The sequence below is a fragment of the Candidatus Avelusimicrobium sp. genome, assembly GCF_056976295.1.
Map to the genome: position 1 here is coordinate 18,501 of NZ_DBMCTG010000001.1, position 25,001 is coordinate 43,501.

The 25,001-nt window shown below is 49.3% G+C and carries 19 protein-coding genes; 10 read left to right on the forward strand and 9 right to left on the reverse strand.

The window, feature by feature from the left end:
- Window positions 1–2: 2 nt before the first annotated feature.
- From ACZOTW_RS00070 to ACZOTW_RS00090, 5 genes are all read right to left on the reverse strand, one after another.
- On the reverse strand, window positions 3–1,019 hold the full coding sequence (locus ACZOTW_RS00070) for an adenylosuccinate synthetase (RefSeq protein WP_177747482.1): 1,017 nt from the start codon (window positions 1,017–1,019) through the stop codon (window positions 3–5).
- A complete protein-coding gene (gene purB, locus ACZOTW_RS00075; protein WP_483997141.1) occupies window positions 1,012–2,406 on the reverse strand; it encodes an adenylosuccinate lyase in 1,395 nt (464 codons plus the stop codon). The genes ACZOTW_RS00070 and purB overlap by 8 nt, the downstream gene beginning before the upstream one ends.
- A 127-nt stretch (window positions 2,407–2,533) precedes the next feature.
- On the reverse strand, window positions 2,534–3,988 hold the full coding sequence (locus ACZOTW_RS00080) for an efflux transporter outer membrane subunit (RefSeq protein WP_428064107.1): 1,455 nt from the start codon (window positions 3,986–3,988) through the stop codon (window positions 2,534–2,536).
- Window positions 3,985–7,146 (reverse strand): efflux RND transporter permease subunit, encoded by a 3,162-nt coding sequence (locus tag ACZOTW_RS00085; protein WP_428037504.1) that lies wholly within the window; start codon window positions 7,144–7,146, stop codon window positions 3,985–3,987. The genes ACZOTW_RS00080 and ACZOTW_RS00085 overlap by 4 nt, the downstream gene beginning before the upstream one ends.
- A gap of 2 nt (window positions 7,147–7,148) precedes the next feature.
- Entirely contained in the window at window positions 7,149–8,510 is a 1,362-nt protein-coding gene (locus ACZOTW_RS00090; protein ID WP_428064110.1) for an efflux RND transporter periplasmic adaptor subunit, read from the reverse strand.
- Between the two features lie 150 nt (window positions 8,511–8,660).
- On the opposite strand from ACZOTW_RS00090, the gene cysK reads away from it, so the two are divergent.
- The 5 genes from cysK to ACZOTW_RS00115 all read left to right on the forward strand — a co-directional run bounded on the left by cysK (window position 8,661) and on the right by ACZOTW_RS00115 (window position 14,168).
- On the forward strand, window positions 8,661–9,581 hold the full coding sequence (gene cysK, locus ACZOTW_RS00095) for a cysteine synthase A (RefSeq protein WP_483997142.1): 921 nt from the start codon (window positions 8,661–8,663) through the stop codon (window positions 9,579–9,581).
- Window positions 9,582–9,589: 8 nt separating this feature from the next.
- Window positions 9,590–10,426 (forward strand): hypothetical protein, encoded by an 837-nt coding sequence (locus ACZOTW_RS00100; protein WP_483997143.1) that lies wholly within the window; start codon window positions 9,590–9,592, stop codon window positions 10,424–10,426.
- A gap of 68 nt (window positions 10,427–10,494) precedes the next feature.
- Window positions 10,495–11,925 (forward strand): phospholipase D-like domain-containing protein, encoded by a 1,431-nt coding sequence (locus tag ACZOTW_RS00105; RefSeq protein ID WP_483997144.1) that lies wholly within the window; start codon window positions 10,495–10,497, stop codon window positions 11,923–11,925.
- Window position 11,926: 1 nt separating this feature from the next.
- Complete coding sequence (locus ACZOTW_RS00110) at window positions 11,927–12,664, forward strand: endonuclease/exonuclease/phosphatase family protein (protein ID WP_483997145.1); 738 nt, start codon at window positions 11,927–11,929, stop codon at window positions 12,662–12,664.
- A gap of 34 nt (window positions 12,665–12,698) precedes the next feature.
- Complete coding sequence (locus ACZOTW_RS00115) at window positions 12,699–14,168, forward strand: monomeric [FeFe] hydrogenase (RefSeq protein ID WP_428046262.1); 1,470 nt, start codon at window positions 12,699–12,701, stop codon at window positions 14,166–14,168.
- A gap of 62 nt (window positions 14,169–14,230) precedes the next feature.
- On the opposite strand, the gene ACZOTW_RS00120 is transcribed toward ACZOTW_RS00115, so the two are convergent.
- Complete coding sequence (locus ACZOTW_RS00120) at window positions 14,231–14,893, reverse strand: type IV pilin protein (RefSeq protein WP_483997146.1); 663 nt, start codon at window positions 14,891–14,893, stop codon at window positions 14,231–14,233.
- Window positions 14,894–15,495: 602 nt separating this feature from the next.
- Here ACZOTW_RS00120 and ACZOTW_RS00125 point away from each other — a divergent pair.
- Entirely contained in the window at window positions 15,496–16,620 is a 1,125-nt protein-coding gene (locus ACZOTW_RS00125; protein WP_483997147.1) for an SEL1-like repeat protein, read from the forward strand.
- Between the two features lie 189 nt (window positions 16,621–16,809).
- Here the strand turns inward: ACZOTW_RS00125 and ACZOTW_RS00130 are convergent, their stop codons facing one another.
- From ACZOTW_RS00130 to ACZOTW_RS00140, 3 genes are all read right to left on the reverse strand, one after another.
- The gene (locus ACZOTW_RS00130; protein ID WP_483997148.1) at window positions 16,810–18,006 is read right to left on the reverse strand and encodes a S1 family serine peptidase; all 1,197 of its coding nucleotides are present in this window, start codon (window positions 18,004–18,006) and stop codon (window positions 16,810–16,812) included.
- A 24-nt stretch (window positions 18,007–18,030) separates the two neighbouring features.
- Complete coding sequence (locus tag ACZOTW_RS00135) at window positions 18,031–19,248, reverse strand: hypothetical protein (protein WP_483997149.1); 1,218 nt, start codon at window positions 19,246–19,248, stop codon at window positions 18,031–18,033.
- 163 nt (window positions 19,249–19,411) lie between these two features.
- Window positions 19,412–20,659: a serine hydroxymethyltransferase gene (locus ACZOTW_RS00140; RefSeq protein ID WP_483997150.1), complete on the reverse strand. Its 1,248-nt coding sequence runs from the start codon at window positions 20,657–20,659 to the stop codon at window positions 19,412–19,414.
- Window positions 20,660–20,786: 127 nt separating this feature from the next.
- Here ACZOTW_RS00140 and ACZOTW_RS00145 point away from each other — a divergent pair, with 127 nt between their 5' ends.
- The 4 genes from ACZOTW_RS00145 to dnaX are packed head-to-tail and all read left to right on the forward strand — an operon-like array spanning window position 20,787 to window position 24,998.
- Window positions 20,787–21,860: a 1,9-bis(guanidino)-5-aza-nonane synthase gene (locus tag ACZOTW_RS00145; protein WP_483997151.1), complete on the forward strand. Its 1,074-nt coding sequence runs from the start codon at window positions 20,787–20,789 to the stop codon at window positions 21,858–21,860.
- 4 nt (window positions 21,861–21,864) lie between these two features.
- Window positions 21,865–22,719 (forward strand): hypothetical protein, encoded by an 855-nt coding sequence (locus tag ACZOTW_RS00150; RefSeq protein ID WP_483997152.1) that lies wholly within the window; start codon window positions 21,865–21,867, stop codon window positions 22,717–22,719.
- 12 nt (window positions 22,720–22,731) lie between these two features.
- Complete coding sequence (locus tag ACZOTW_RS00155; RefSeq protein ID WP_483997153.1) at window positions 22,732–23,172, forward strand: DoxX family membrane protein; 441 nt, start codon at window positions 22,732–22,734, stop codon at window positions 23,170–23,172.
- Window positions 23,173–23,174: 2 nt separating this feature from the next.
- Complete coding sequence (gene dnaX, locus ACZOTW_RS00160; protein WP_483997154.1) at window positions 23,175–24,998, forward strand: DNA polymerase III subunit gamma/tau; 1,824 nt, start codon at window positions 23,175–23,177, stop codon at window positions 24,996–24,998.
- Window positions 24,999–25,001 lie beyond the last annotated feature (3 nt).

Consider the following 25,001-nt stretch of genomic DNA (forward strand, 5'->3'; position numbering starts at 1 on the left):
AACTACAAGACTAAGGTATCTTCCATATCCGGCCCGGTGGAAATGAGTGCAATTTCCGGGTGCGGATAAACTTCGGCAGAGAGTTGTTTTAAACTTTCCAAAAAAGCCTTGGCTTCGGTGGTAAAATCCTCGTACTTTTTCACGCGGTCGTTACCGGGGAACATATCAATATGCGTAATGGCGATTTTGGTACAGTTGTTAATCATAATGGCGCGGGAAGCGGAGCGTTTTTCAAACGCGCCAATGCGGCGCAAGCGTTTGCTGACGCTGCCGATTTCGTGCCCTTTGGTATGATATACCTCCAACTCTTTTTCATCTGTCATTTCGTGGTCCAACGGGCCTGGGCCGACGCGGGTAATGTACGGTTTAAACACCACATATACATCTCTTACGCTCTTGGGGCCAAGGCCGGCTTCACCCAAAAAGGTGCTGGCCGTAGTATCGCGCGACGTAACAAACGGATATTCTCCGTGGAGCAAAGAAAGTTTTATCCCTTGCGTTCCTTCCAACAATACTTCGCCGCCTTTGTCCAAACAGCCGTTTAACAGTTCAGGCACATCTTGGATAAAATCTTTTAGCAACGGCTCATCTTTGGCAAATTTAATATTGCGGCGTTCAATGCGGTCGCGTACGGCCTGCCCTAATCCTGTACCCACGCTGCCGATATGTTTCATAAAGTGTTCTGCATTTTTTTCTGCGGCAGTCTGTTCATCCGTAATCAACACGGCATACGGGTCAATAATCAAACGGTCCTTCGTACCGGTAAAGTTTACTTCGTCCAAGAGCCACTCGGTTTTGGTGTAAGCCCCGGCCCCCAACACCAATTTGGTTTTGGGGTTCAAAAAGCCGGACGGAATATTTTTAAGCGTGTAAGATTTTCCGTCTTTGACGACCGTATGCCCGGCATTGGGGCCGCCTACGCGCACGCAGTAATCGTAATTTCCTTTATAAGACAAATAAGCCGAAATTTTGCCCTTTCCTTCGTCGCCGGCTTGTCCGCCGCAAACAATATCAATCATATTTTCCCTCCGCCAGTTGCACAGCGCTCCCCAGATAATTTTTTAAGGATAACGCCCGCAACTGCTGTTTGGTCGGCCCATTAACGGCCAACCCTTCTATAAATTCTTGCCATAACGCGGGAGTCATTTTGCGCCCGCGCGTAAAATCGCGCAATGTTTCGTACGGGTTTGGATAGCCCGCCGCGCGTAAAATAGTTTGCACACCCTCCGCCAAAACTTCGGGGTGGGCGGCGAGTTCAGCCTGTGCCGCTGTGCGGTCAAATGAAATTTTAGAAAACCCCTTTAACAAAGACAAATAAGCCGTCAGCGCGTACCCAAACGCAACTGCCATATTGCGCAATACGGTAGAATCGGATAAATCTCTTTGCAGGCGGGAAACAGGCAATTTGCGTGAAAAAAGTTCCAACAGCGCATCTGCTACTTGTAAATTTCCTTCGGCATTTTCAAAATCAATCGGGTTGACTTTTTGCGGCATTGTGGACGAGCCAACCTCTCCCGCCGCTGTTTTTTGGCGCACCAGCCCGGCGGAAATATAACGCCACATATCTTGGCACAATCCCAGCAAAATGGTATTTATCCGGCGGATATTATCAAACAGTTCCGCGTAAGTGTCGCGGTTATCCACTTGGGTAGAAACAGGACTTAAAACAATCTTGATTTTACGGCCTTTATTTAAGGCCGCTACAAAACGTTGCGCGGCGGCAAGCCAATTCACCTTGGGAAATGCGGCCAAATGCGCGTTGTAATTTCCCACAGCCCCGCCGAATTTCAACGAAATTTCGCGCTTTTTTAGTTCCTTTAATTGTCGGTTTAAACGCGCTTCAAACACGCGGATTTCTTTGCCGAAAGTTGTCGGCACAGCGGCCTGCCCGTGTGTGCGCGCCAGTAAAACAGAACGCGATTCCTTACGGGCTAATTTGGCTAAATCTTTTTGTAAATTTTCCAACGCGGGACAAAGAGCCTTTTCCACTCCGTCTGCCAGCAAAACAGCATAGGCCGCGCTGTTGATATCTTCGCTCGTAAGCGCAAAATGGAACCACTCCAAGCGGTTCTGCAACGGAGTGTTTTTTAAGCGTAATTTTAAAAAGTATTCCACCGCCTTCACATCGTGTTTGGTGGCTGGGATATCCTCATAGCCGTCAAACTCTAAGGCGCGGATGATTTCCAAATCTTGCTCCGACAGGGGCAACAAATTATTTAATAAACTTGTTTCTTGGGCGGATAAGACCGCAAAACGCGGTAATTTTAAATGGGATAAAACCTCAAACCAGGCCAGTTCCGCGCGTACACGGGATGCAGTAAAGGCGGCTTCGCTCATTACACTTCTGAGCGCACCCAATCTGCCGCCATAGCGGCCGTCTAACGGGCACAACGCCGGAGTCTTCATATATATAGTTTATCAAATTTGCCCTGTCTTTTTGGAAAGTTTACTGCGTATTTTTTGAGTTAATTCGGGCAAAAAACTCCCCGGCAGATATACCCGCCGGGGAGTTTTTAATAAAACTTCACAGATTTTATTTTTCGGCTTTTGCTTGCTTATCAAGTTCGGCCTGCTGTTTTTTTACCAGATTTTCATACGGACCAAAACCGTCCTTTACGTTCCATCCGCCGCCCAAGGCTTTGGACAAATTAACCACCGCAGCCAATTCATCGTTGCGGGCAGAGGCCAAATTCATTTCAGCCGACAGCAAATTTTCCTCTACATTGAGCAAATCAGTTACGCCGATAAGGCCGGCATCTTCCTGCTTTTTCGTCAAATCATAACTGCGGCGCATAGCCTCGGTTTGCTGTTTGTACGAGTCAAAAATATCGCGGTTAATGCGGTTGGCGGACAAGGCATCCAATGCTTCTTTAAACGCGCCTTGTACCGTTTTTTCGTAAGTAGCCAACATTTCGCGGTAAGCGGCTTCGGCCTGTTTGTTTTGGGCGCGGATTTTGCCGCCCTCAAAAATAGGCGCAAGCACCTGCCCGCCAATCGCCCAAATGCCGGCGGAACCCGTAAACAAATTATTAAGCGCACCGCTTGCGTACCCGGCGGAGGCCGTCAGCGGAATACTGGGGAAATACGACGCACGAGCCGCACCGATATTGGCATTAGCGGCAATTAATTTCCCTTCGGCTGAACGCACATCCGGGCGGCGGGCCAACAGGTCAGAGGGTAACCCTTCCGGCACATTGGGAACTAACGTAATTTCCGCCAAACTTTTGCCGCGGGGGGTATTATTTTCCACCATTTCCCGCGGGGATTTACCCAAAAGCACAGACAAGGCCGTTTCCGTCTGCGCTATTTTTAAGCGCAGTTGCTGTTCCTGGGCCTGCACATTAGCCATATTGGCTTCCACACGCTTTAAATCTACCTCGGTGCTATATCCGTTATTATAACGGCTGGTGTAAATGCGGACGTTCTCCTGCCGCGCCTTTAAAGTGCGTTGGGCAATTAGTAATTGTTCGTCCAAGGTGCGCAAGGCAAAGTAGTTTTTGGCTACGTCGGCGGTCAGGGTCAAGCGGACCGTATCGCGGGCCGCTTCGCTTGCCAACAGTTGGGCGCGGGCCGCCTCGCTCAAACGGCGGTATTTGCCCCACAAATCAAGTTCAAACGACACCGACACATTAGCCGTGCTTTGGCTCTCGCCGGAGCCTAAATTATTTCCGGCGCGGCCCGACTGTCCGGCCGCAGACAAACTGGGCAACTGGTCCGCCGTAGCAATACCCACCGCCGCGCGGGCTTCGTCCACGCGGGCAACTGCCGCTTGCAAGTCCTTGTTGTAGGTCAAGGCGGTGTTTTCCAACTCGTTTAAAGTGGAATCTTCAAACACTTCCCACCATTTGGCATTGGTGAAAATGCTGAAATTATCCGCCGCTTCGCCCGTGGGCAAATCTAAATCCGGCTGTTTGTAGTTAGGCCCCATTAAACACCCGGCCAATAGCAAGGCCGAGGCCAATACTGCCCCTATGTGTTTATAGTTCATAAATTCTCCTTTTTCGTTTCTTCCACGTGGTCCACCACCACACCGATTTGTTCCGGCTCCTTCTTCCACCCTGAAAACAGACAGAAGAACAGCGGAATAAACAACGGTGCAATAACAGTAGCGGCCAACATACCAAAGACCACAGCCGTACCGATAGAGTGGCGGCTGGCCGCCCCCGCGCCTGTGCTGATAGCCAACGGCACGCACCCTAAAATGAAAGCCAAAGACGTCATTACAATCGGGCGGAAACGCAGTTCGGCGGCTTGCACCGCGGCTTTGGCGGTTTCTACCCCTTGCTCTTTTAACATTACGGCAAATTCCACAATCAAAATAGCGTTTTTAGCCGCCAAGCCGACCAGGGCCACCAACGCAATTTGGAAGTAAATATCGTTGGCAAGGCCACGCGCCCAAGTGCCCGCCAAGGCACCAAAAATAGCAAACGGCACCGCCAACAACACAGCCACGGGCAGACTCCATTTTTCGTATTGGGCAGCCAAAATCAGGAACACTACCAACATACCCAGCATCAAGGCCGTGGCAGAGGAACTGCCCGAAATGGTTTCCTGGTAAGTAGTACCCGTCCAGGCGAGCGTAAAGTTGGAATCTAACACCTCTTTGGCGGTTTCTTCCATAGCACGAATAGCATCACCGGAACTATAACCCGCAGCCGGATTCGCCATTACTTTTGCCGCCGGGAACACGTTAAAGCGTTCCACCATATCGGCACCCAACGAAGGAGTAAGCGTGATAAGCGCCGAAAGCGGCACCATCGCACCCGAGTTGGAACGCACATACACTTCCGCAATTTGTTCGGGGCGGGCGCGGTATGAACCTTCGGCCTGCATCATTACCTTAAAACTGCGGCCCGAATAGGTAAAATCATTTACATACGTTGTACCGAACGTGCCCTGTAAAGTGGCGTACAAGGACGAAAGCGGTACACCCATTGCCTGCGCTTTGATTTCGTCCACCGTCATAGAATACTGAGGCACGGCTGCGGAGAAAGTGGTGCTGACACTGGAAAGTTCAGGCCGTTTTTGTGCGGCGGCAATAAACTTTTGGGTTTGGGCTTCCAGGTCCCGGCTGTCGCCGGAGCCACGGTTTTGGATATACCCTTCCAAACCGCCCGTGGTGCTCATACCCATAATGGGCGGCGGGTTGAACGGCATCACTATCGCACCCGGAATGGTATTTTTGGCCTGCATATAAAGTGCCCCTACAAGCCCCGCAGAGGACAACGCCTTGGTTTTGCGTTCTTCCCACGGTTTTAATTTGATAAACGAAGCAATACCGCTGCTTTTCATTGTACTGCTTAACATATCAAAACCCGCAAAGGTCAGTTCGTCAGATACGCTGGGTTGGGCCAAAATTAATTTTTCCAATTCGCCGGCGACCTTATCGCTGCTGGCCAACGAGGAGGCCGGGTCCAACTGCGTAGAAACCATAATCATACCTTGGTCTTCGTCGGGCAACAAACTGCTGGGAACGATTTTAAACATCCCCCACGCGGCCAAGAAGAAGAGTGCAACCACCACCGCAGAGACCGATAAACGGCGGATGAAATAGGCAACCCAAGTGCCGTATTTTTTGGTTAATTTGCCAAAGAATTGGTCAAACTTATAGAAAAATCCGCTCGTAGGCTTTTCTTGCTTTTTAAGCAAAAGGGCACATAAAGCAGGCGTCAGGGTCAGCGCGACCAAGCCGGAAATAACGACGGACACAGCAATCGTAATAGCAAACTGCTGGTACATCACACCCGTCAAGCCACCCATAAATGCTACCGGCACAAACACGGAGCACAGCACGAGTACAATCGCCACCACCGGGCCGGATACTTCGTCCATAGCCTTAATGGTGGCCTCCTTAACAGGCAGGTCGTCCTCGTCCATAATACGTTCCACGTTTTCAATTACCACGATAGCATCGTCCACCACCATACCGATAGCAAGCACAAGGCCGAAAAGCGTAAGCGTATTAATGGAGAAACCAAAAAGTTTCATCCCGGCAAACGCGCCGATAATGGACACCGGCACCGCCAAACACGGAATCAATGTGGCGCGCCAGTCCTTTAAGAACAAATAAACCACCAAAAACACCAAAATCATCGCTTCAATTAAGGTATGGATTACTTCTTTAATAGATGCTTTTACGAACAAGGTGGTATCGTAAGCAACTTTGTATTCCATATCCAAATCGGGCGGGAAGTTGGCGGCCAATTCCTGCATACGTTTTTCAACGGCTTGCGCGGTGGCTACGGCGTTGGCTCCCGGGGAGAGATACACCCCAATCGGCACTGCCGGTTTACCGTTGTAGTTACCGCTAAATTCATATGTCTGGCTGCCGAGTTCCACCGTAGCAACGTCTTTTAAGCGCAAGGAAGTACCGTCTTTATTCGCGCGCAAAATAATATCTTCAAATTGTTTAGGGTCGGTCAAACGGCCGGGCGCAATAATGGAATAAGAGCGGTCCACCGCTACCGGCAGCGGAGGCTGGCCGATTTTGCCCGCCGCGCGCTGTACGTTCTGCGCCTGCACGGCAGAGGCGATATCGCTCACAGACAAGCCGCGCTGGGAAAGGACATCCGGCTTAATCCAAATGCGGATAGAATAGTCGTTGGCGGACATTACCTGCGCGTCGCCCACGCCTTCAATACGTTTTAAATCATCTACAATGTTAAGAAGCGCATAGTTTCCCACCGTTGTAGTATCAGAACGTCCGCTCGGGGAATAAAGCGCAATCAACTGCAAAATAGCGGAAGATTTTTTATTGACCTGAATACCATAGCGGCGAACGTCCTCCGGCAAGGTAGCCGTGGCTCCCTGCACGCGGTTGTTGACGTTAATCATTGCCTGGTCCGGGTCGGTACCGACTTTAAAAGAAACAGTCAGTTTCATATCCCCGTTAGAGGAAGAAGTGGAGTTCATATACAGCATATCCTCCACCCCGTTCACCTGCTGTTCCAGCGGAGCCGCCACCGTGTTGGCAATTACTTCCGGGCTGGCCCCCGGATAACTGGCCGACACCTGCACGGTGGGCGGAGTTAAGTCGGGGTATTGTTCAATAGGCAGCATCGTAATAGACACGATACCCGCCAAGGAAATCAACAGCGAAATAACCGTAGAAAAAATAGGACGGTTAATAAAGAATTTAGAGAACATAATTATTTCCCCGTCTGCGCGTTATCGGCGGACTGTACTTCTTTGGCTTGGGCGGCATCCTGCGGTAAGGCTTGCTCGTCCGGTGCTTCGGCAGATTCAATTGCCGCTTCCAATTTGGCTACATCTCCCTCCGTCGTCGGTTGGGAGGCGGCAGGCGCAGGCTGAACAGGCATAAATTTTTGCATTTGCGCCGTAACCTGCATACCCGGGCGCAAGCGGATAAGTCCGTCCGATACCACTTTTTCGCCGGCCTTTAAACCGTCGCTGACGATATACATATCGTCCTGCAATTCGGCTTGAATCGGGCGGGCCGCAACCATATTATTGGCATCAATCACATAGGCAATTTTGCCCTGCGCGCTGTTAAGAACGGCAGAAGACGGAATTAAAATAGCGTTTTTATAAATAGCACCCACTAAGTGAACGCGGACAAATTGCCCCGGCATTAAAGCACGGCTCTTTTTGGGATTGGCAAACTCCGCCTTGATAGCCAAACTGGACGTTTGGGTATTTTCCGAACTGTCAAAAAAGACAATTTTACCCCTTTCGGAATACAAACTGCCGTTGGGCAAAACAGCCTCTACATACACCGGGGCCTGGGAAGCAGTCAATTTGCGGTATTCCTCTGGCTTTAACAGTTGTTTATCATCACTGCCTAATACAATTTGCCCGGACATAAAACCGGCGGCCAATTTTTCAAACTGGCGGCTGGGCATAGAAAAGTTTACATACAAGGGGTCAATTTGCACCATCGTCGTTAAAAGGCCCGATTCGCCCGCGGCGGAAATCAAACTGCCGACGGATTTCGTTTCTTTCCCGGCAATACCGGAAATCGGCGCCGTAACCTTGGTGTAACCTAAATTAATTTGGGCATCGTTTACCCCCGCCTGCGCCACCTGCACATTGGCTTTGGCGGTGTCATAAGCGGAAAGGGCATTATCGTAATCCTGTTGGCTGACGGCATTGTCGGCGCGGAGTTTTTTCATACGCGCATAAGTGCGCTGGGTACGGCGCTCCTCGGCCTGGGCTTGGGCCAAAGCGCCCTGGGCCTTTTCCAACGCTACCTTATATTGTTTGTCATCAATTTGAAAAAGTTGTTTGCCTTCTTCTACATATTCGCCTTCGTTATATAAGCGGGCTTCCAAAATACCGCCCACTTGCGCACGGATTTGAATTTCCAACGAACCCGCCACTTGGGCCGGGTATTCAATGTCCCAAGGCAAATCCTGTTGTACCACCTCTACCGCATTAACCATAGTCGGTGCGGCCGCACCGCCGGCGGTAGATTTTTTGCAACCGGAAACAAAAACTGTTGCCAAGCCCAAAGCCATTACGGCCGCGGGCAAAAAGTATGTTTTCTTCACAAGGTTTCTCCCAATCTAATAAGGTTAATGTCTTTCTAAAGATTATATAAAAATTTTTCCTGTGGCAACGCTTTTATATAATTAGTTAAAAGAGGGTACTGGCAATTTTTACACAAACACTTATAATAAGGAAGTACCCTGGGAAAATATATGAACGAAAAAAATTTTACACAGTTGGAACAAACCATTGGGCATACGCCATTACTGGAACTGAAAAGAATTAACACCGCACCCGCGCACATTTGGGCCAAACTGGAAATGTTTAACCCGTACAGCGTAAAGGACCGCGCCGCCTTATATATGTTAAATGCAGCCGAGAACGAAGGGAAACTGCTCCCCGGCGGCACCGTAGTAGAACCCACCAGCGGGAATACGGGGATTGCACTTGCGTTTTTGGCCGCCGCACGCGGTTACAAAATGATTTTAACTATGCCCGAAAGTATGAGCGCAGAGCGCGTGAAACTGGTAAAAGCGTTAGGGGCGCAAATTGTTCTTACCCCAAAGGCAGATGGAATGAAGGGGGCCGTAGAAGCCGCTGTAAAAATAGTACAAGAAACGCCCGGGGCCTTTATGCCCGGTCAGTTTGACAATCCCAATAACCCCCGCGCACACGAGGAAACCACCGGACCGGAAATTTGGCACGCCTTAAACGGAAAAGCAGATATTTTTGTAGCCGGAGTGGGCACCGGCGGAACGATTAGCGGGGTAGGCCGTTATTTAAAAAAACAAAACCCGCACATCCAAATCGTAGCCGTGGAACCCGCCGACTCCCCCCTCTTGTCTGCGGGTAAAGCCGGGCCGCACGGCATACAGGGCATTGGGGCTAACTTTGTGCCGGGAAATTTGGACAGGAGTGTACTGGATGAAATCCTCCCTGTCAAAACGGCTGATGCCCGTCAAACCGCACGCGAATTGGGCAAAAAAGAAGGCATTTTGCCCGGTATATCCGGCGGGGCCGCGTTATGGGCCGCCTTGGAACTTGCCAAACGGCCCGAAAACAAGGACAAAAATATTGTTGTCTTGTTGCCAGACGGGGGAGAACGGTATTTAACCACCGGACTTTTTGATTAGGAGATATTATGAGCAGAGGGGTAATTGCAGGCTTTTTAAGTTTCCTAGCACTAGGGGCAACCGCGCAAGCCGCACCCGAACCGGAAATTGTGATTGAAATGCACGGGGAGAGTTCCTCGCCGCGCCAAGGTATTTCCGTTTGGAACAAAAATGCCCGGCAACTCACGCGCCTTTTCCGCGGGAAAGATAAAACTTATGTACTCTACCAAGTAGAAAACGTGTCGTCCGCCGATAGAATTATCCGCGCCCAAAACGGAAAAAGGTATGCTTATGTCCGTTACGGAAGCGACGACGGCGACTACCGCAAATTTCTGTTTCAAGCCCAAGATCCACAAACCTTTGTCGCGTGTGCGGCCGACATAGCCGACGTGTTGGCCGTCAATCTAAAATACGGTGTTAATTTAGGGGTCAGCCGGAGCGACTTTTTGCGCACATACGAATCCCGGGCGACACTTACCAATTTGCTGGACAAAGCGACTAATAAAACCTATTCCGTTTATCGCTTAGAATATACAGATATAAACCACCCAACGCCGGTGCCTACTTATTTTGTGTTTGAAGGAAATTCTTTAAAAGATACTTTATCCGGCGAAAAAGCCTTTACGGAGTACACTACTAAACTCTCCCAAGCCAATAAAGCCCTTGCCAAACAAGAAAAAGAGGCCCAAACCGCACGGGAACAGGCCGGGCAACAAACCCGCCAAAAGCAACAGCGCCCCACACGCAAAGCCCTTGTCTCCGGCGGAACGGTAACCGACCAAGCCTATATGCCCCGCGCCGTAAACGCAACGCCGCTGCCCGCGCTTACACCGAGCAAGATTCCGGCAGGAACGCCGCTTAACTAACCCTTTTAAGGCCCGCCCCGTGGCGGGCTTTTTGTTGCGTGTGTGAACAGATTTCCTATAATAGAAATATGGATACAGTATCTCTTTCATCTTTTAGTATTGCCGGTGCCTTATATATCCTCTTGCAAATTTTTGTAACGGGGCATATTTTGCGCTACAAGGACGACGTAAAAAGTTCTATCGGTTGGATTGGCTTGGTGTGGTTGGCTCCGCTGTTGGGTAGCATTATGTATGTCCTGTTTGGCATTAACCGCATCCGCCGCAAGGCTTTGTCTCTGCGCAACAAAGGCCCAAACCTAATGGCCATAACAGGGAAAACCGAGCAAGAAATCCGCAAAGAAATTCCGCTCCCCTTTTTGCAACTTTTGCGGTTAGGGTACAAAGTTCACCCGCAACTTTTTTCTTTCGGTAACCGGGCAGAAGCCTTGGTAAACGGGGATGAAGCCTATCCGGAAATGTGCCGCCTGATTGCAGGGGCCAAACAAGAAGTATTACTGCAAAGTTATATCTTTGATAACGACCGCGCCGGACAACTTTTTATCCCCGCTTTAAAACAAGCCGTTAAAAACGGCGCCAAAGTAAAAGTATTGGTGGACGGAGTGGGGCTGAACTATTCCAAGCCTACGATTGATGCCGCCCTGCGCAAAATAAAGGGGCTTGATTTTGCCGTTTTTTTACCGTCTAAAAGCCCCATTAATTTGCCTTTTGTTAATTTACGCAATCACCGTAAAATTTTAATCGTGGACGGAGAGACTGCCGTTTTCGGCGGGATGAATATTGCCGCAGGGAACCTCGTTAAAACAAACCCCAAGGAACCTATACAGGACATTACCTTTAAAGTTTCCGGCCCGGTGGTGGACCAAATGTCGCGCGTGTTTGAAGAGGACTGGCTCTTTGCGGGCAAGGACCATTTTACACCCATTTCCTTTAACTACTCCAAAAGGCTGCCCGGACATATGCCCGCACGCATTATTCCTGACGGGCCGGACAGCGATTATGGCAAACTGGAACAACTGATTTTGGGCGCGCTGTCTTGCGCACAGCACAGCGTAAGCATTGTTACCCCTTATTTCCTGCCGGAGAGCAATATTTTGTCCGCCTTGGAAGTAACTGCTATGCGGGGTGTCCGCGTAGAAATTATTTTGCCTTCCAAAAGCAATATTTTCGGTATGGATTACGCTATGCGCGCAAACTTTGCCAAATTACTTAAAAAGGGTGTAAAAATCTACCGCACCCGCCCGCCGTTTGACCATAGCAAAATTGTACTGGTGGACAAAGCCTGGATTTTTGTCGGTTCGGCTAACTGGGACGTACGCAGTTTTAAATTAAATTTTGAGTGCAATATGGAATGCACCGATAAGCAACTGGCCGGACAGTTGGCCCAAATAATCGCCCGCAAAAAAGAGGGAGCATTTCTTGAAAAATGGGAAAAAGAAAAACCGCCCTTTTGGCGCACCTTGCGCAACAATGCGTTTAAATTATTAACCCCCTATTATTAATATGTTCTACAAACAACCCCAAGCCGATAAAATTCTGCTGCAACACGGCCGCCCCACCGCAAGCACACTCCCCAAATGCTTTACCGTGTGCATTTGGAACTGGCAAAAGAGCAAGCAAAAACCGTGGAGTGAAGAATTTAAAAAAGCAGCAGCCGCCGCGGATTTATTTTTAGCGCAAGAGGTGCGCCGTTCCCCCCAAGTGCTTGAAATAATGGAGCAAACGCCCTATCATTGGAGCGGGGCCGTCAGTTTCTTATCCCGCCACAACAGCCCCACAGGAGTGGCGACGGGATGCGTGGCGCGCCCGCTTAAAATTTCTTTTAAAGCAGGAGAGAGAGAACCTTTTTTGCGCGTGCCTAAAATGATGCTGGCCACCCTTATTCCTTTGGACGGGGAACGAACCTTGCTTGTTATCAACATCCACGCCATTAATTTCAGGGGTTTAAAATCTTTTGACACCAATTTAAAACGTGCCGCCGAACTATTGCTAAATTATAGCGGCCCCGTACTTTTGGGCGGAGATTTCAATGCGTGGAGTCTCAAACGCCGCAGACTTTTGCACCAAATGGCCCGCGCGGCAGGACTCACCGAAGTACCATTTGAGCCGGACACCCGCACCCATTGTTTGGGCCGTCCGGTAGATTATCTGTTCGTGCGGGGCTTGCGTGTAAAAGCCGCCGGCGTACGCGTTACACGCGGGTCGGACCATAATATACTGTTCGCCCGCCTAGAAGCCTAAAAGCCCAATACAAATATGGTAAAATATAAGAATTATGAATATCTCTGACAATAAAGCCGTGTATTTTAAACGCGAAGCCCTTAAAAAAGTGGTTGCCGCGTTTGATAAAGGTACGCTTGAAACCAAAGCGTATGCTATTCCCTTTGAAGTGCTGCCGAAAGATTCCAAATCTACGGTGCGCTGCTGCATTTACAAAGAACGGGCCGTCTTTCGCGCCCGCACGTTAGCCGCGTTGGGCGGAAGCGTAGAACAAGACGACGAAGCCACGTCGCTTAACGAATATGCCAAAGAAGCCCTCTTGCGCAAGGCCGTGCCGGAAACACCGCTGACCGTAATGGATATTGCCTGTAAAGGTTGCGTAAAAGCACGCCACCTGGTAACCGAAGCCTGCCAAGGCTGCTTGGCGCGCCCGTGCCAACAGGCTTGCAAGTTCGGCGCTATTTCGTTTGCCGACGGACGCTCCCATATTGATCCGGATAAATGCAAAAATTGCGGACAATGCAAGGCCGTCTGCCCCTACAACGCTATTACCTATGTACCTGTTCCGTGCGAACAATCCTGCCCGGTAAACGCCATCCACAAAGGCGAAAACGGTTTTGCCGAAATTGATTTTGACAAGTGCATTTCCTGCGGGCACTGTATGGATGCGTGTCCCTTTGGCGCCATTATGGAGCGCAGCCAATTAATTGATATTTTGAGCCAATTAAAGAGCACCCACAAAGTATGCGCTATGATTGCGCCGTCTATTGTCGGCCAGTTTGACTGTACCTTACCGCAGTTGATGACCGCTATCAAAAAGGCGGGCTTTGACAAAGTAACCGAAGTGGCCCTGGGCGCGGACATTACCACCGCCAACGAGGCGCGCGAACTCGTAGAACGCTTGGAAAACGGTGCGCGCTTTATGACCACCTCCTGTTGTGCGGCGTGGGTACAAGCCGTCAAAAAGCATTTGCCGGCTTTGAAAGATTTTGTTTCCCACACCAAGACCCCGGCTTCTTACACCGCCGATATTGAAAAGAAAAACGGTTTTATTACCGTTTTTGTCGGTCCGTGCGTATCCAAACGTGTGGAAGGGATGGACGACCCCAATATTGATTATGTAATGACATACGAAGAATTGGGCGCTATGCTGGAAGCCAAAGGTATTAACCCGGCCGAGTGTGAAGAAATGCCGCTTGACCCGTCTATCTCCGGCGAGGCCCGTTACTATGGCGTAACCGGTGGCGTGGCCCAAGCAGTAGAAAACGCGATTGCGGGCAAACGTCCCTTTAAGAAAATGGCCATTAACGGCTTGGACAAAAAGGCAATGTTAATGCTTAACGCATTTGCCAAAGGCGCGGGCGATTTCCAACTGTTGGAAGTAATGAGTTGCAAAGGGGGATGTATTGGCGGCCCCTGCACAATGAAAAAACAAGCCCAAGTCATTAAGCCGATTAAAGACTTAGTCGCCGCCAGCCCCAAAGTGCCCTGCGCTTTGGACGATCAAAAAGAAGAAGCGAAATAATAAACGCTTTTAAAAAACACCCCGGGCTTTTACAACCCGGGGTGCTTTTTATATAGATTCAATCAAAAACCCATACTTTGGCAAAGGCCCGTAATTCTGCTATTGCAAGAGGTTTTGCCGGGATTGGCTGATTGGTCTAACCAAACGGTATAAGTGGCTTGGCTTTTAGAAAAAATTTCAGCCGTAGATTGTTCTCTGCCCCCATTTTCAATTCCATAAGTATCCCAAAAAAGAAGGTTCTTATCGCTTCCCGCAAACATATCCACCGCAAATTTATCACACCAAAGCATATACCGCCCCGTACCCTCACTACATCCGGGGTAAGTAATATCTAAATCACTCCAAAATACGGGGTAATCCCCGTTTGCCATATAATATAATTCCATTGCGTCTTTGAGTGATTTCCCCGCCGTAATCATTTGCGTATAGCGCGCCTTTGCCACGGCCTTTTGGTATTGCGGCAATGCTACCCCCGCCAAAATACCGATAATGAGGACAACAACCAGAAGTTCAATTAAGGTAAATCCACGGTTCACAACCCAAGATGTAGATCCTGAAACAAGTTCAGGATGACCTTCTTTTTTCATAAAGTCGTCATTCCCGAGGAACTGGCGGCCCGCAGGGTTCGGGAATCTGTCGTTTTCCTTTTTTAATAACAACGGATCCCCGACAGAAACCTTCGGGGATGACGACAACAAACGCCAAATTCTGTTAAACCCTTTCATTTTCTCTCCTTATTAAGGCCTTTATATTTGAGCAAAACAGCCTTTTATACACATTTTTATACGGCAGATACATCCGGGTATATCCACAGCGAATTATCAAAATTTTAACAAAAAAAAAAAACGGAACAACCCCTTTAAAATAAGTCCTGCGGACGGCTTACCTTTCCCCCCTCTTTTGACTGGTGTAGCCACACTGTTTTGGCAATGTTGCAAGCAACAAAACAACACCCATAAATAAAACAAAGGCCGTCATAAAAATTGGGGTCATTCTGAACTGCCGCCCTTACCGCTAGGCGCCACCCCGTAGTGTTTCTGTACGGGGTCTATTGATAGGTTTCAGGACCTACTACTGGGGTCGTTGGTCGTTTATAAAAAAAGGTCATACTGGAAGGTTTCTGTCCAGTATCCGTTGTTTTCCTTTTTTTATAACAACAGATGCTGGAACACTCCGCGCCGGCCGACTTTCCAGGATAACTGCACTCTTCGGACTATTAAATTCAGGACGGCCTTGTAAATATGAACGCATATAAGTTTGCACGTTAGGACAAACCTCAAAACAGGTATAATAAAAAGAGATATAAAAAGCATTTCCCGGGAGTTTTATGAAGACATTTTTAAAAATTATGCTGGTGCTCGCGGTCATCGCGGGTGTGTATGCGTACGCGTTTTACAAAACACCGCAACAACGCAATTTTGCCAAAACCTTAACCCAAGCCCAAGCCGGTGATGTGTCTGCGGCTGTGAAAATAGGAGATTTTTATGCGCAAGGCCTTGGGGTAGAGCCTAGCGGCGCACAAGCCGCCGAGTGGTACAGAAAAGCCGCCGCGCAAGGCGATGCTTCGGCCGATTGGAAACTCGCCCAGTTATATATCCAAGGTACTTTGGTAAAGCAAGATTACGAGGAAGCCCTGCCCTATTTGCAACTGGCCGCGCAAGCGGGTAATGTGTCCGCCCAAACGGAACTGGCGCGCTTTTATAACGAGGGATTAGGAGGCCTTTCCGCCAACAAAGGAGATGCTATTTTGTGGAATTTAAAAGCCTCTGCTATGGGAAGCCAGCCGGCCCAGCAAGCCTTACGCTCCTTGCGGGAAGCAGACCCGGATTTTTATGATGTAGTGAACCGTTTTTCCGCCACCTTATTGTTAGCCGCACAAGGCGACAGCCAAGCGCAACTCTCCGCCGGGGAAGGGTATCATATGGGTTATCCCGTTACTAAAAATGACGAAGAAGCCTTGAAATATTTAACCTTGGCTTGGCAAGAGGGGCAGTTGCCTGCGGCAGCCCTTGAACTGGCAGAAATGTACCAAAAGGGAGAGGGAACCTCCCCGGACGAAAATAAAGCATTAGAACTGCTGGGCGCAGCGGCACAAGCCAAATTTCCGGCCGCCCAGTATGCCTTGGGAGAGCGTGCCTACAAGGCAAATCCGCCCAATTACCAAGATGCCTTTGCTTGGTTTTCCAATGCCGCAGAGGGTGGATTAGCCCAAGCGCAATATATGACGGGTTTTATGCTGATGCAAGGGCAAGGAACCGAGCGTTCTGTATCCTTGGCGATTGAATTTTTTAAGAAAGCCGCCAATCAAAATGATACTGCCGCGCAATATGTGTTGGGGCAAATTTATTGGAAAGGGCTAGGCGTGGCGAAGGATAAAAAGGAAGGACGCCTCTGGCTGGGAAAAGCCTCGGCAGGCGGAAATTTATCCGCGCGAGAACTTTTAAACCAGTAGTAATTAACCAGTCCCCGGCAAAACCGGGGGCTAAATTTTTGCCGTCCTCCCGCATTTAATAACAACAGATCCCCGAACCCTGCGGGCCGCCAATTCCTCGGGGATGACGACTAAACAATGTATTTTTTATTGTTGCCGTTTCGTTTGTCCGCAGTATTGCAAAAATAGTGTTGCTCCATTAATCGTTAGTCAGCGCAGGGAGTTGCCGTCCGCAGGACCCGTCAGGGTGCCTGTGGAAAGGTCCAAATCGTACCAACGCTCCGCAGGGCGCGCCCCGGCGTTGCTCCCCTTGTGGATAATCACACGGATTTTGTCGTGTGCCTCAACATCAAAAAACCGTTCCAAATGCAGGTAATCCATAAACGGATAAGCGGAAATCTGTTTGTAAAGGCGGCCCTTTCTAAATTGCTGAATTTTTATCACAGCGTCATCGGGTGTTAGGTGTGTAATCGGGCGACCCAATATGCGGATTAAAGTGCCCGTGGCTTGCTGCGGATGATTAACCTGCTCCACCAAGCGGCGTACCCATTGTATAGGCACAATTTGGTTAAAATCGTTAATGGGCTTGTTGTCCAACAACTTGCGCCACTCGGCGCTTTGCGTATTGGTGTTGCCCACAATACCCACAAACACACCGACGGCTTTCCCGTTGACAAGCAAAGGCGAGCCGCAATAACCGTTTAAAACAGGAAAATCCTGATAGCGCGCCAAAATACGGTGCGGACTGGAAAACAAAACATCCACCTTATTAAACCAGGCAAAATTGCCGCGTGAAAACCCCGCCGATTGTACCGCATGCGCGGGCGACGGCAATTTTTCGTCCGCCTCCAACGGCACAATATAGTTGTTAAGTTGCGGCGGAATTTTAAAAATAGCAATATCTGCCCCGCGCAAATGGCCTTCCCGCACCGTGAAAATTTGCGTATAAAAGGGTTTTCCGTTTTCGTCAAACAATTCAACATACGGCTCCCGCCCGATATCATTTAAAATATGCTTGGCGGTAACCCCCCACACTTGCCCGTTTATTCTTATAGCAAAGGCGGAGCCCTTTCCGTGCGTTTGGGGGGAATGCTGCAAGGTAAAAACGGCCTGACGGACAAAATGGGGTGCCGGTGATAACGGGCGCGGTTTGGCGGGCAGAACCGGAGTATTTTGTATCAGCGGGGCCGTTAATCTGGCCGCCAGTATATTGGACGAGTGCGAACGCGCCGCCACGGTAATCAAGCGGTTATTTAATTGAAATTTTACTTTGTTAAACCAACGGGCACGCAAGGCCTGCGTGATTTTTAAATCTTTAAAAAAGCCCGGTAATTTACTTTGCGCCGAAGCGGGTGCCGCCACAAAAAAAGCACAAAGAAACGCTAAGGCCAACCCCTTATTGGACATTATTTTTCCCCTATTACCAACTCATCAGCGAATCGTTTCTTCCCGGGTAACGATACGCTTTTCCACATCCACCCAATAGGCGTAGGTGGAGCCGTCCTTCCGGCTGATAACTATTTTACCCTTTTTTAACCCCTCATATTCAAACGGAACATCCATAGACCCTATCTTTAAAAACGGGTTTTTATCAATGGTTTGTTCAAAGCCGTTCTCGTAATACGCAGTTACACTTTTAACCGTTTCGGTAATGGGCAGTTTGCCTACCCAAATGCCCCCAAATAAGACGACGCGTTGTGCGGAACCGGGATTGCGGTATTCGCGCAATAAATCTTGCACGCGGGCAAAAGGTAAAATTTCGCCGATAGCGGACAGGTCCTGCGTTTTTGGTAAATCTTTATTGGAGCGGCGGTTCCAGTACCACTCGGCCCGATCAGCCAAAGGATGCGAGGTGCCAAGCGATAATCCCACGGCTTCCCCCTTTTCGTTTACCACCAGTCCGCCGGCATTGGTTAAGGTTCCTTCCGCTTCGGCGGGCGGCAAGGACTCTACAATGCGCTCCGTATGGGCGGTAATAACGCGGCGCTGGGCCTTTTGGTAGCGGCCGTTATTGTATCCGTAAGTAAAAAGATTAGCCCCTTTTTGCGGGTATTCTTTGGCCCAAATGACAGGGCGTGCCACTTCCAAAACTTGGTCGGGCAAGCGGATAAGCGCGGCATTAATGCCTTCCGTGCGGCCCGTTAAAACAACTTCGGCCGGATAGGTAAATTTCTTACCCGCCACATAAAAGGATACTTCTACATTTTGGCCCATATGTTGCACATATTCCAACGGAGCCACACCCCACAAAACGGTTTTGCCGTTGTTTTCCTCGGCAAAGACAAATCCACCCGCTTGAAAGCCGTTTCCTTTACTTGCGGCCGATACGGTAAATAAAAAATGCGGCGTGTTTTGCTCAAAGGGTTGCAGAGCGGGTGCCTTTAAAAAAGAGGACTGAATTTTGGAAGCGGCCACAATCTGCTTGGATATCTGCACCGCTACTTGCGGAGTGGCCGTAGGCAATGTAATTTGCGGAGCCACCGTGGGGACCTTAGGCACACGGATACGGGGATAAAGACGCGAAACGGTCTTTTGAAGAAAGCCTTTCCCGGTGGCTTTGGCGCCCCCCTTTACCAAGGCCGATTGGGCAAAAGACGGCTGTGCAAATAAAACGACCAAACAGGAAAGAAATAAAAATCGTTTTTTCATAAACACTCCTTACAAAAGAAAACACCTTATAGTATTAATTTACCCGTTTGTCCGCCAAATAAACAGGGCCATTAGACCTAGAAAAAAGATACGATAAGGCCCAATTTTTTCTGGGCCCTAAAAAATACCCCGGACGGATAACCGGCCGGGGCACTAAGTAAAGTTACGCAAGCGACGGATAAAGCGGAAATTTCTCCAAGAATTTTTTTACTTGTCCGGCCACTTCCGCCAAATAAGAGTCGTCCTCGTGGTGCGAAATAGCCCCGTCAATAAAGTCGGCCACCTGCGCCATATCCGCTTCCTTCATACCGCGCGTTGTGATAGCGGGAGTTCCTAAGCGAAGCCCGCTGGTAACAAACGGCTTTTCGGGGTCAAAGGGAATCGTATTTTTGTTCGCCGTAATGCCCGCTTTATCCAGGGCGGCTTCGGCGGCTTTCCCCGTTAATCCCTTAGAGCGCAAATCAATACACATAACGTGGCTGTCCGTTCCCCCGGCCACCAAACGGTAGCCACGCGCCATTAATTGTCTGGCGAGTTCAGCAGCATTTAATTTTACTTGATGTTGGTAGGCTTTAAATTCAGGTTTTAAGGCTTCCCCAAAACAAACGGCCTTGCCCGCAATAACGTGCATTAACGGCCCGCCTTGCACCCCGGGGAACACAGCGGAGTTAATGGCTTTGGCCAAAGCGGCTTTACATAAAATCATCCCGCCGCGCGGACCGCGCAACGTTTTGTGTGTGGTGGTAGTTACTACGTCGGCATATGGCACAGGATTCGGGTATTCTCCGGCGGCAATCAGGCCCGCATAATGGGCCACGTCGCACGCCAAATATGCCCCGCAGGAATCGGCAATTTCGCGCAAGCGTTTCCAATCAAACACGCGGGAATAGTTGGAGGCTCCCGCCATAATGAGTTTAGGCTTGTGTTCCAAAGCCAAGCGGGCGGCTTCATCATAATCAATTTCTTCGGTATCTTTACGCACGTTCATTGCAATAATGTTATATAACTTGCCCGAAAAGTTAAGCGGATGCCCGTGCGTTAAATGTCCGCCGTGGGAAAGGTTTAAACCTAACACGGTATCGCCGGGTTTTAATAATGCAAAATATACAGCCATATTGGCCTGCGCGCCGGAGTGCGGCTGGACGTTGGCGTGTTCGGCGCCGAAAAGTTGCTTGGCGCGGTCAATCGCCAGTTGCTCCACCACATCCACAAATTCACATCCGCCGTAATAGCGTTTGGCAGGATAGCCCTCGGCATATTTGTTAGTAAGAACAGAGCCTTGCGCCTGCATTACAGCCAACGACGTAAAATTTTCGGAAGCAATCAGTTCCAACTTTTCGCGCTGGCGGTTTAATTCGTGGGTTACCGCATCATAAACGGCGGGGTCTGTTTGTTTTAAATCGGGATACATTTTTACGCTCCTCGGGCCTCTTTTACCGGCCCTGTATTTTTTATACGATTTTCCTATGAAAATTTAAATATATTTACTATAATTTACTAAATAGAAGTAAATAAATCCAGCAGAGGTGTAAAAAGAAATGGCAAAACTAACCAAGAAAGACTTTCTCAAAGACACCATCAAACACATTGACCTCAAAAAATACAATGTGGTTCCCTTGATGGAAGCCTTTGGAAATATGGCCTACGCTTCTCGCGAAGTGGCCAGAGCGAGCAAAATCTACAATATGATGCTCTCCGACAAAAAATGCTCCGTCATTTTGTGCATTGCGGGGTCGCTTGTTTCCGCGGGTATGAAGAAAGTTGTGGTGGATATGATTCAAAACAATATGGTTGACGCGATTGTTTCCAACGGCGCAAACATCGTGGACCAGGACTTTTTTGAAGCCTTGGGCTACAAACACTACATTGGTACTCCCTATAATCAAGACGACAATTTGCTGCGCGATTTGCATATTGACCGCATCTACGACACATACATTGATGAAGACCAGTTGAAAGAATGCGACGAAACCATCCACAAAATTTGCAACACTTTGGAACCCCGCCCTTACTCTTCCCGCGAATTTATTTGGGAAATGGGTAAATGGCTGGAAAGCAAAGGCAAAGGGAAAGATTCTATCGTCTATAACGCTTACAAATACGGCGTGCCGGTGTTTGTGCCTGCTTTCTCGGACTGCTCTGCCGGTTTCGGCTTTGTAGCGCACCAGACCCAACACCCCGAAGCCCACGTTTCTATTGACAGTGCCAAAGACTTTTTGGAACTGACCAAAATCAAAATCAAAGCCAAAGAAACGGGCCTTATGATGTGGTCCGGCGGTGTACCGAAAAACTTTGCGCAGGACACCGTAGTGGCTGCTGAAATTTTGGGTGCGGATTCTCCGATGCACAAATATGCCGTACAAATCACGGTGGCTGATGTGCGCGACGGGGCTCTTTCCGGCTCTACCTTAAAAGAGGCTTCCTCTTGGGGTAAAGTTTCCACCGCCTTGGAACAGATGGTGTACGGTGAATGCACGACCTTGATTCCGCTCATCATCGGTTACGGTTACCACAAAGGCGCTTGGAAGAAACGCAAAGCCTCCAACTATGTCAAGTTCTTACAGGACGAAGACGCCAAAGTTGCGAAGGCCAAAGCGAAGAAATCCAAATAAGCCAATGCGCGTAAAAACCGCGTTTATTTGTTTATGTTTACTTATCTGCCCGTGTGCGTTATGCTACGGGCAGATAAATTTTTCCAGCGTAAACGGAGAGCGTGGTTATGCCGCCATGCGCGGCACTTATGATTGGAACCTGGACAACGGATTTATCCTATCACCCGAATACGGATATTACCGTATGTCCGACAAAGAAATTGACGAAGCAGGCTCCACTTCCCGCTACGCCTTGGGGGTGTCCTACGAACTAAACGATACTTGGCGACTGACAGCAGACGGTTTTTGGCAGCCGCAAGCGGTGGGCTATCAGGCCGCCGGCTATGGCTTGGGCGGAACGTGGTTTCCGTTCTACCGCTGGGAACAACTTACGAATCCGCGCCTTTCGGCGCGTTTTTATCAGGCACGTTACCGTACTTATGTGGATAAAATGGGTAACGATTTAGCCGGCGGGGCATTTTCGCAGATAGAAACGGGCGTACACGCTTTAACATCTGCCGACGTAGGCAACTGGAAACTGCAAGCCGCCTGGCATAAAGTGATAAAATATAGTAGTTCCCAACCAACCAATGTTACGTTTAGTTGGGCGGATATCCCGTTTATGACGGCTGTGGTACAAGGGTTTGTCAAAGAGGCCGCAGGCATATCGGTACGCTACCGGACTAATTTTATTACGCCGTATGCGGCTTTGGTGCGCTACCGCTACGCAGAACTCAGCGATAGTGCAGCCGCCGTCAGTGCCGGGGTGCATATTGTCCTGTGGGGAATGTCGGTTTCCGGCGGGGTGGAAGTGTTTGAACCGAGACGGGAAGCCAATCGCAAGACATACTTTTCAATGTCTGCCGAAATAAAATTCTAGCCGGAGGTAGCCGTGCCTAAACTTGATTTACATTGTAATATAGACGAAAAAATGTTTTCGCTGACACTTTTTTTAACCCGGCTTTTGTCCGGGTTGACACTCTTGTATATTACCATAGGGTGCTTACTATTCTACCGCGAATTTTTGTATAACGCTACCGCAATGGGCCTTCCTCTGCCTGTTCCGGCGGGGCTGGCCTTGGTGGTAGCCGAACTGTTTTTGAGTTTGCTTTTAATGTTAGGGTGGTTTACGCGCCCGGCAGCGGGGCTGGCCGTATTGTCCACAGCGGGATTAGCAGCCGTATTTTTTGCATCCGATTTTAATAAACTGTATGTGGCGTTACTTATTTTGCTGGCAGCCGCATTACTGCCCAGCGCACTCTTAGGTCCCGGAAAAATCAGTTTAGATTATTCCCACGCGGTACGCCGCGCCAATAAAAAATTTAGAGGTTAATTATGGAAATGTTTGACGAAAATCATCAATATATAAGTTTGGCTAATAAATACCGCCCCCAAAAGTTTGAAGATATGGTCGGGCAGGAAAGCATTTCCAAAACGCTTCAAAATGCTTTAAAATTGGGACGTATCGGCCACGCCTATTTGTTTTACGGACCGCGCGGGTGCGGAAAAACCACCACCGCGCGTATTTTGGCAAAGGCCCTAAACTGCACCGGACACGCCGAGGATAAACCAACCGCCGAACCGTGCGGAGAATGCCCCCAATGCCGTGAAATTGCCCAAAGCGCCGATTTAGACGTTCTGGAATTAGACGCCGCCAGCAATACGCAGGTGGAAAAGGTGCGCGAAGCCATTATTGATACCGTTGCGTTGGCTTCGTCTCGCGACCGCTATAAAGTTTTTATCTTGGATGAAGTCCATATGCTTTCAGCCAGTTCCTTTAATGCTCTTTTAAAAACGATTGAGGAACCCCCGGCCCACGTTGTCTTTATCTTGGCGACAACGGAAAAACACAAGGTGCCCGCCACCATTGTCAGCCGTTGCCAAACATTTCGCTTCCGCCCGATAACGGTGGACGAAATCAGCACGCACCTGTTGGACCTGGCCGAAGCGGAAAGTATAGATTTAACCCCGGGTGCGGCCAAAATTATCGCCAAAAATGCAGGCGGCGCAATGCGCGACGCACTTACCTTAATGGACCGCGCGATTGCCTACTCTGGCAACCGCATTGACGAAAAATTAGTCGGCGAGATGTTAGGTCTCACTCCGGATGAATTAATCAAAAAAACCGTTACCGCGCTCGTGCAAAAGGATAATGCGGCCCTGCACCAAGCCTTTGAAACTTTAAAAAACGAAGGGTTTGATGCAAATTCTTTTCTAAAAGATTTAAAAAACGCCTTGGGGGATTTGTTCTATTTTACCTTGGGCCAAGGAGGAGAACCCTTTGACGGAGCCAAACAAATTACCGAACAGGTTTCCCCCGGTTTTTTGGCGCAACTTTCCCGCAAGGTAAACAAAATCACCGAAGAAGTAAAATTTTCCGATAATACTTTAATCAGCGCAGAAGTCGGCTTGTTTACAGTAATGGACAGTTGTTTAGATTTGGATAATTTTATCCGCCGTTTGGAAGCCTTGGAAAAGGGTCTCCCGGCGGGCACTATGCCCACGCAGACGGCTGCACCGGCGCACCGCGCCCCGCTTCCGGCAACCCGGCCAATGCCCAAACCCGCCGTCGCTCCGCGCGTATCGCCCGCTGATGTTGTCCATCCGGCTCCACGGCCCGCCCCGGTTATAAAACCTTCTCCGCGCCCCGTGGTGGATGATATTATCGCCGATGACGAGGTGGCGGAAGAAGCCGCTCCGGTATCTTCCGGCGCGTTAACAGACCGCCAAATTTGGGATAAAATGCTCTTGCAGTTTAAAAAGAGTCCGTTTGTATATGATGTAATGTTAAACAGTATGGTACAGTTTGGCAAAGACGAGTGGACGCTGTGCTTTCCGCCCGGCAAAGAGTTTTACCAAATTCCCGCCCAAAATAAATTGGGTGATTTGGAAACTGCCGCTAAAAAAATAAGCGGACGCACCATTAAATTTAAAATTTCGTCCGGCACGCCACAGGAAGACAAACCCTCCTCTGCCGCCCAAACCAAACAAATGCCTGCGGCCGACGAAAATAAATCGGCCTCTATTTCCGATGAAGAACCTTTTGTAAAAAGAGATTTCTCGGCTGATATAGCAGCCACTGCGGGTACGGCTCCGGCAGATGCTCCGGAGGAATTAAAGGATATTTTGGAAATCATCCCCGGAGAGTTGTTGGCATAAGTT

Coding starts and splice junctions, on each gene's coding strand:
- ACZOTW_RS00125 (WP_483997147.1), top strand. CDS start 15,496: ATGAAGACATTTTTAAAAATTATGCTGGTGCTCGCGGTCATCGCGGGT.
- ACZOTW_RS00145 (WP_483997151.1), top strand. CDS start 20,787: ATGGCAAAACTAACCAAGAAAGACTTTCTCAAAGACACCATCAAACAC.
- ACZOTW_RS00085 (WP_428037504.1), bottom strand. CDS start 7,146: ATGTTCTCTAAATTCTTTATTAACCGTCCTATTTTTTCTACGGTTATT.
- ACZOTW_RS00100 (WP_483997143.1), top strand. CDS start 9,590: ATGAGCAGAGGGGTAATTGCAGGCTTTTTAAGTTTCCTAGCACTAGGG.
- ACZOTW_RS00110 (WP_483997145.1), top strand. CDS start 11,927: ATGTTCTACAAACAACCCCAAGCCGATAAAATTCTGCTGCAACACGGC.
- ACZOTW_RS00120 (WP_483997146.1), bottom strand. CDS start 14,893: ATGAAAGGGTTTAACAGAATTTGGCGTTTGTTGTCGTCATCCCCGAAG.
- ACZOTW_RS00115 (WP_428046262.1), top strand. CDS start 12,699: ATGAATATCTCTGACAATAAAGCCGTGTATTTTAAACGCGAAGCCCTT.
- ACZOTW_RS00135 (WP_483997149.1), bottom strand. CDS start 19,248: ATGAAAAAACGATTTTTATTTCTTTCCTGTTTGGTCGTTTTATTTGCA.
- purB (WP_483997141.1), bottom strand. CDS start 2,406: ATGAAGACTCCGGCGTTGTGCCCGTTAGACGGCCGCTATGGCGGCAGA.
- ACZOTW_RS00150 (WP_483997152.1), top strand. CDS start 21,865: ATGCGCGTAAAAACCGCGTTTATTTGTTTATGTTTACTTATCTGCCCG.
- dnaX (WP_483997154.1), top strand. CDS start 23,175: ATGGAAATGTTTGACGAAAATCATCAATATATAAGTTTGGCTAATAAA.
- ACZOTW_RS00130 (WP_483997148.1), bottom strand. CDS start 18,006: ATGTCCAATAAGGGGTTGGCCTTAGCGTTTCTTTGTGCTTTTTTTGTG.
- ACZOTW_RS00140 (WP_483997150.1), bottom strand. CDS start 20,659: ATGTATCCCGATTTAAAACAAACAGACCCCGCCGTTTATGATGCGGTA.
- ACZOTW_RS00105 (WP_483997144.1), top strand. CDS start 10,495: ATGGATACAGTATCTCTTTCATCTTTTAGTATTGCCGGTGCCTTATAT.
- cysK (WP_483997142.1), top strand. CDS start 8,661: ATGAACGAAAAAAATTTTACACAGTTGGAACAAACCATTGGGCATACG.
- ACZOTW_RS00080 (WP_428064107.1), bottom strand. CDS start 3,988: ATGAACTATAAACACATAGGGGCAGTATTGGCCTCGGCCTTGCTATTG.
- ACZOTW_RS00070 (WP_177747482.1), bottom strand. CDS start 1,019: ATGATTGATATTGTTTGCGGCGGACAAGCCGGCGACGAAGGAAAGGGC.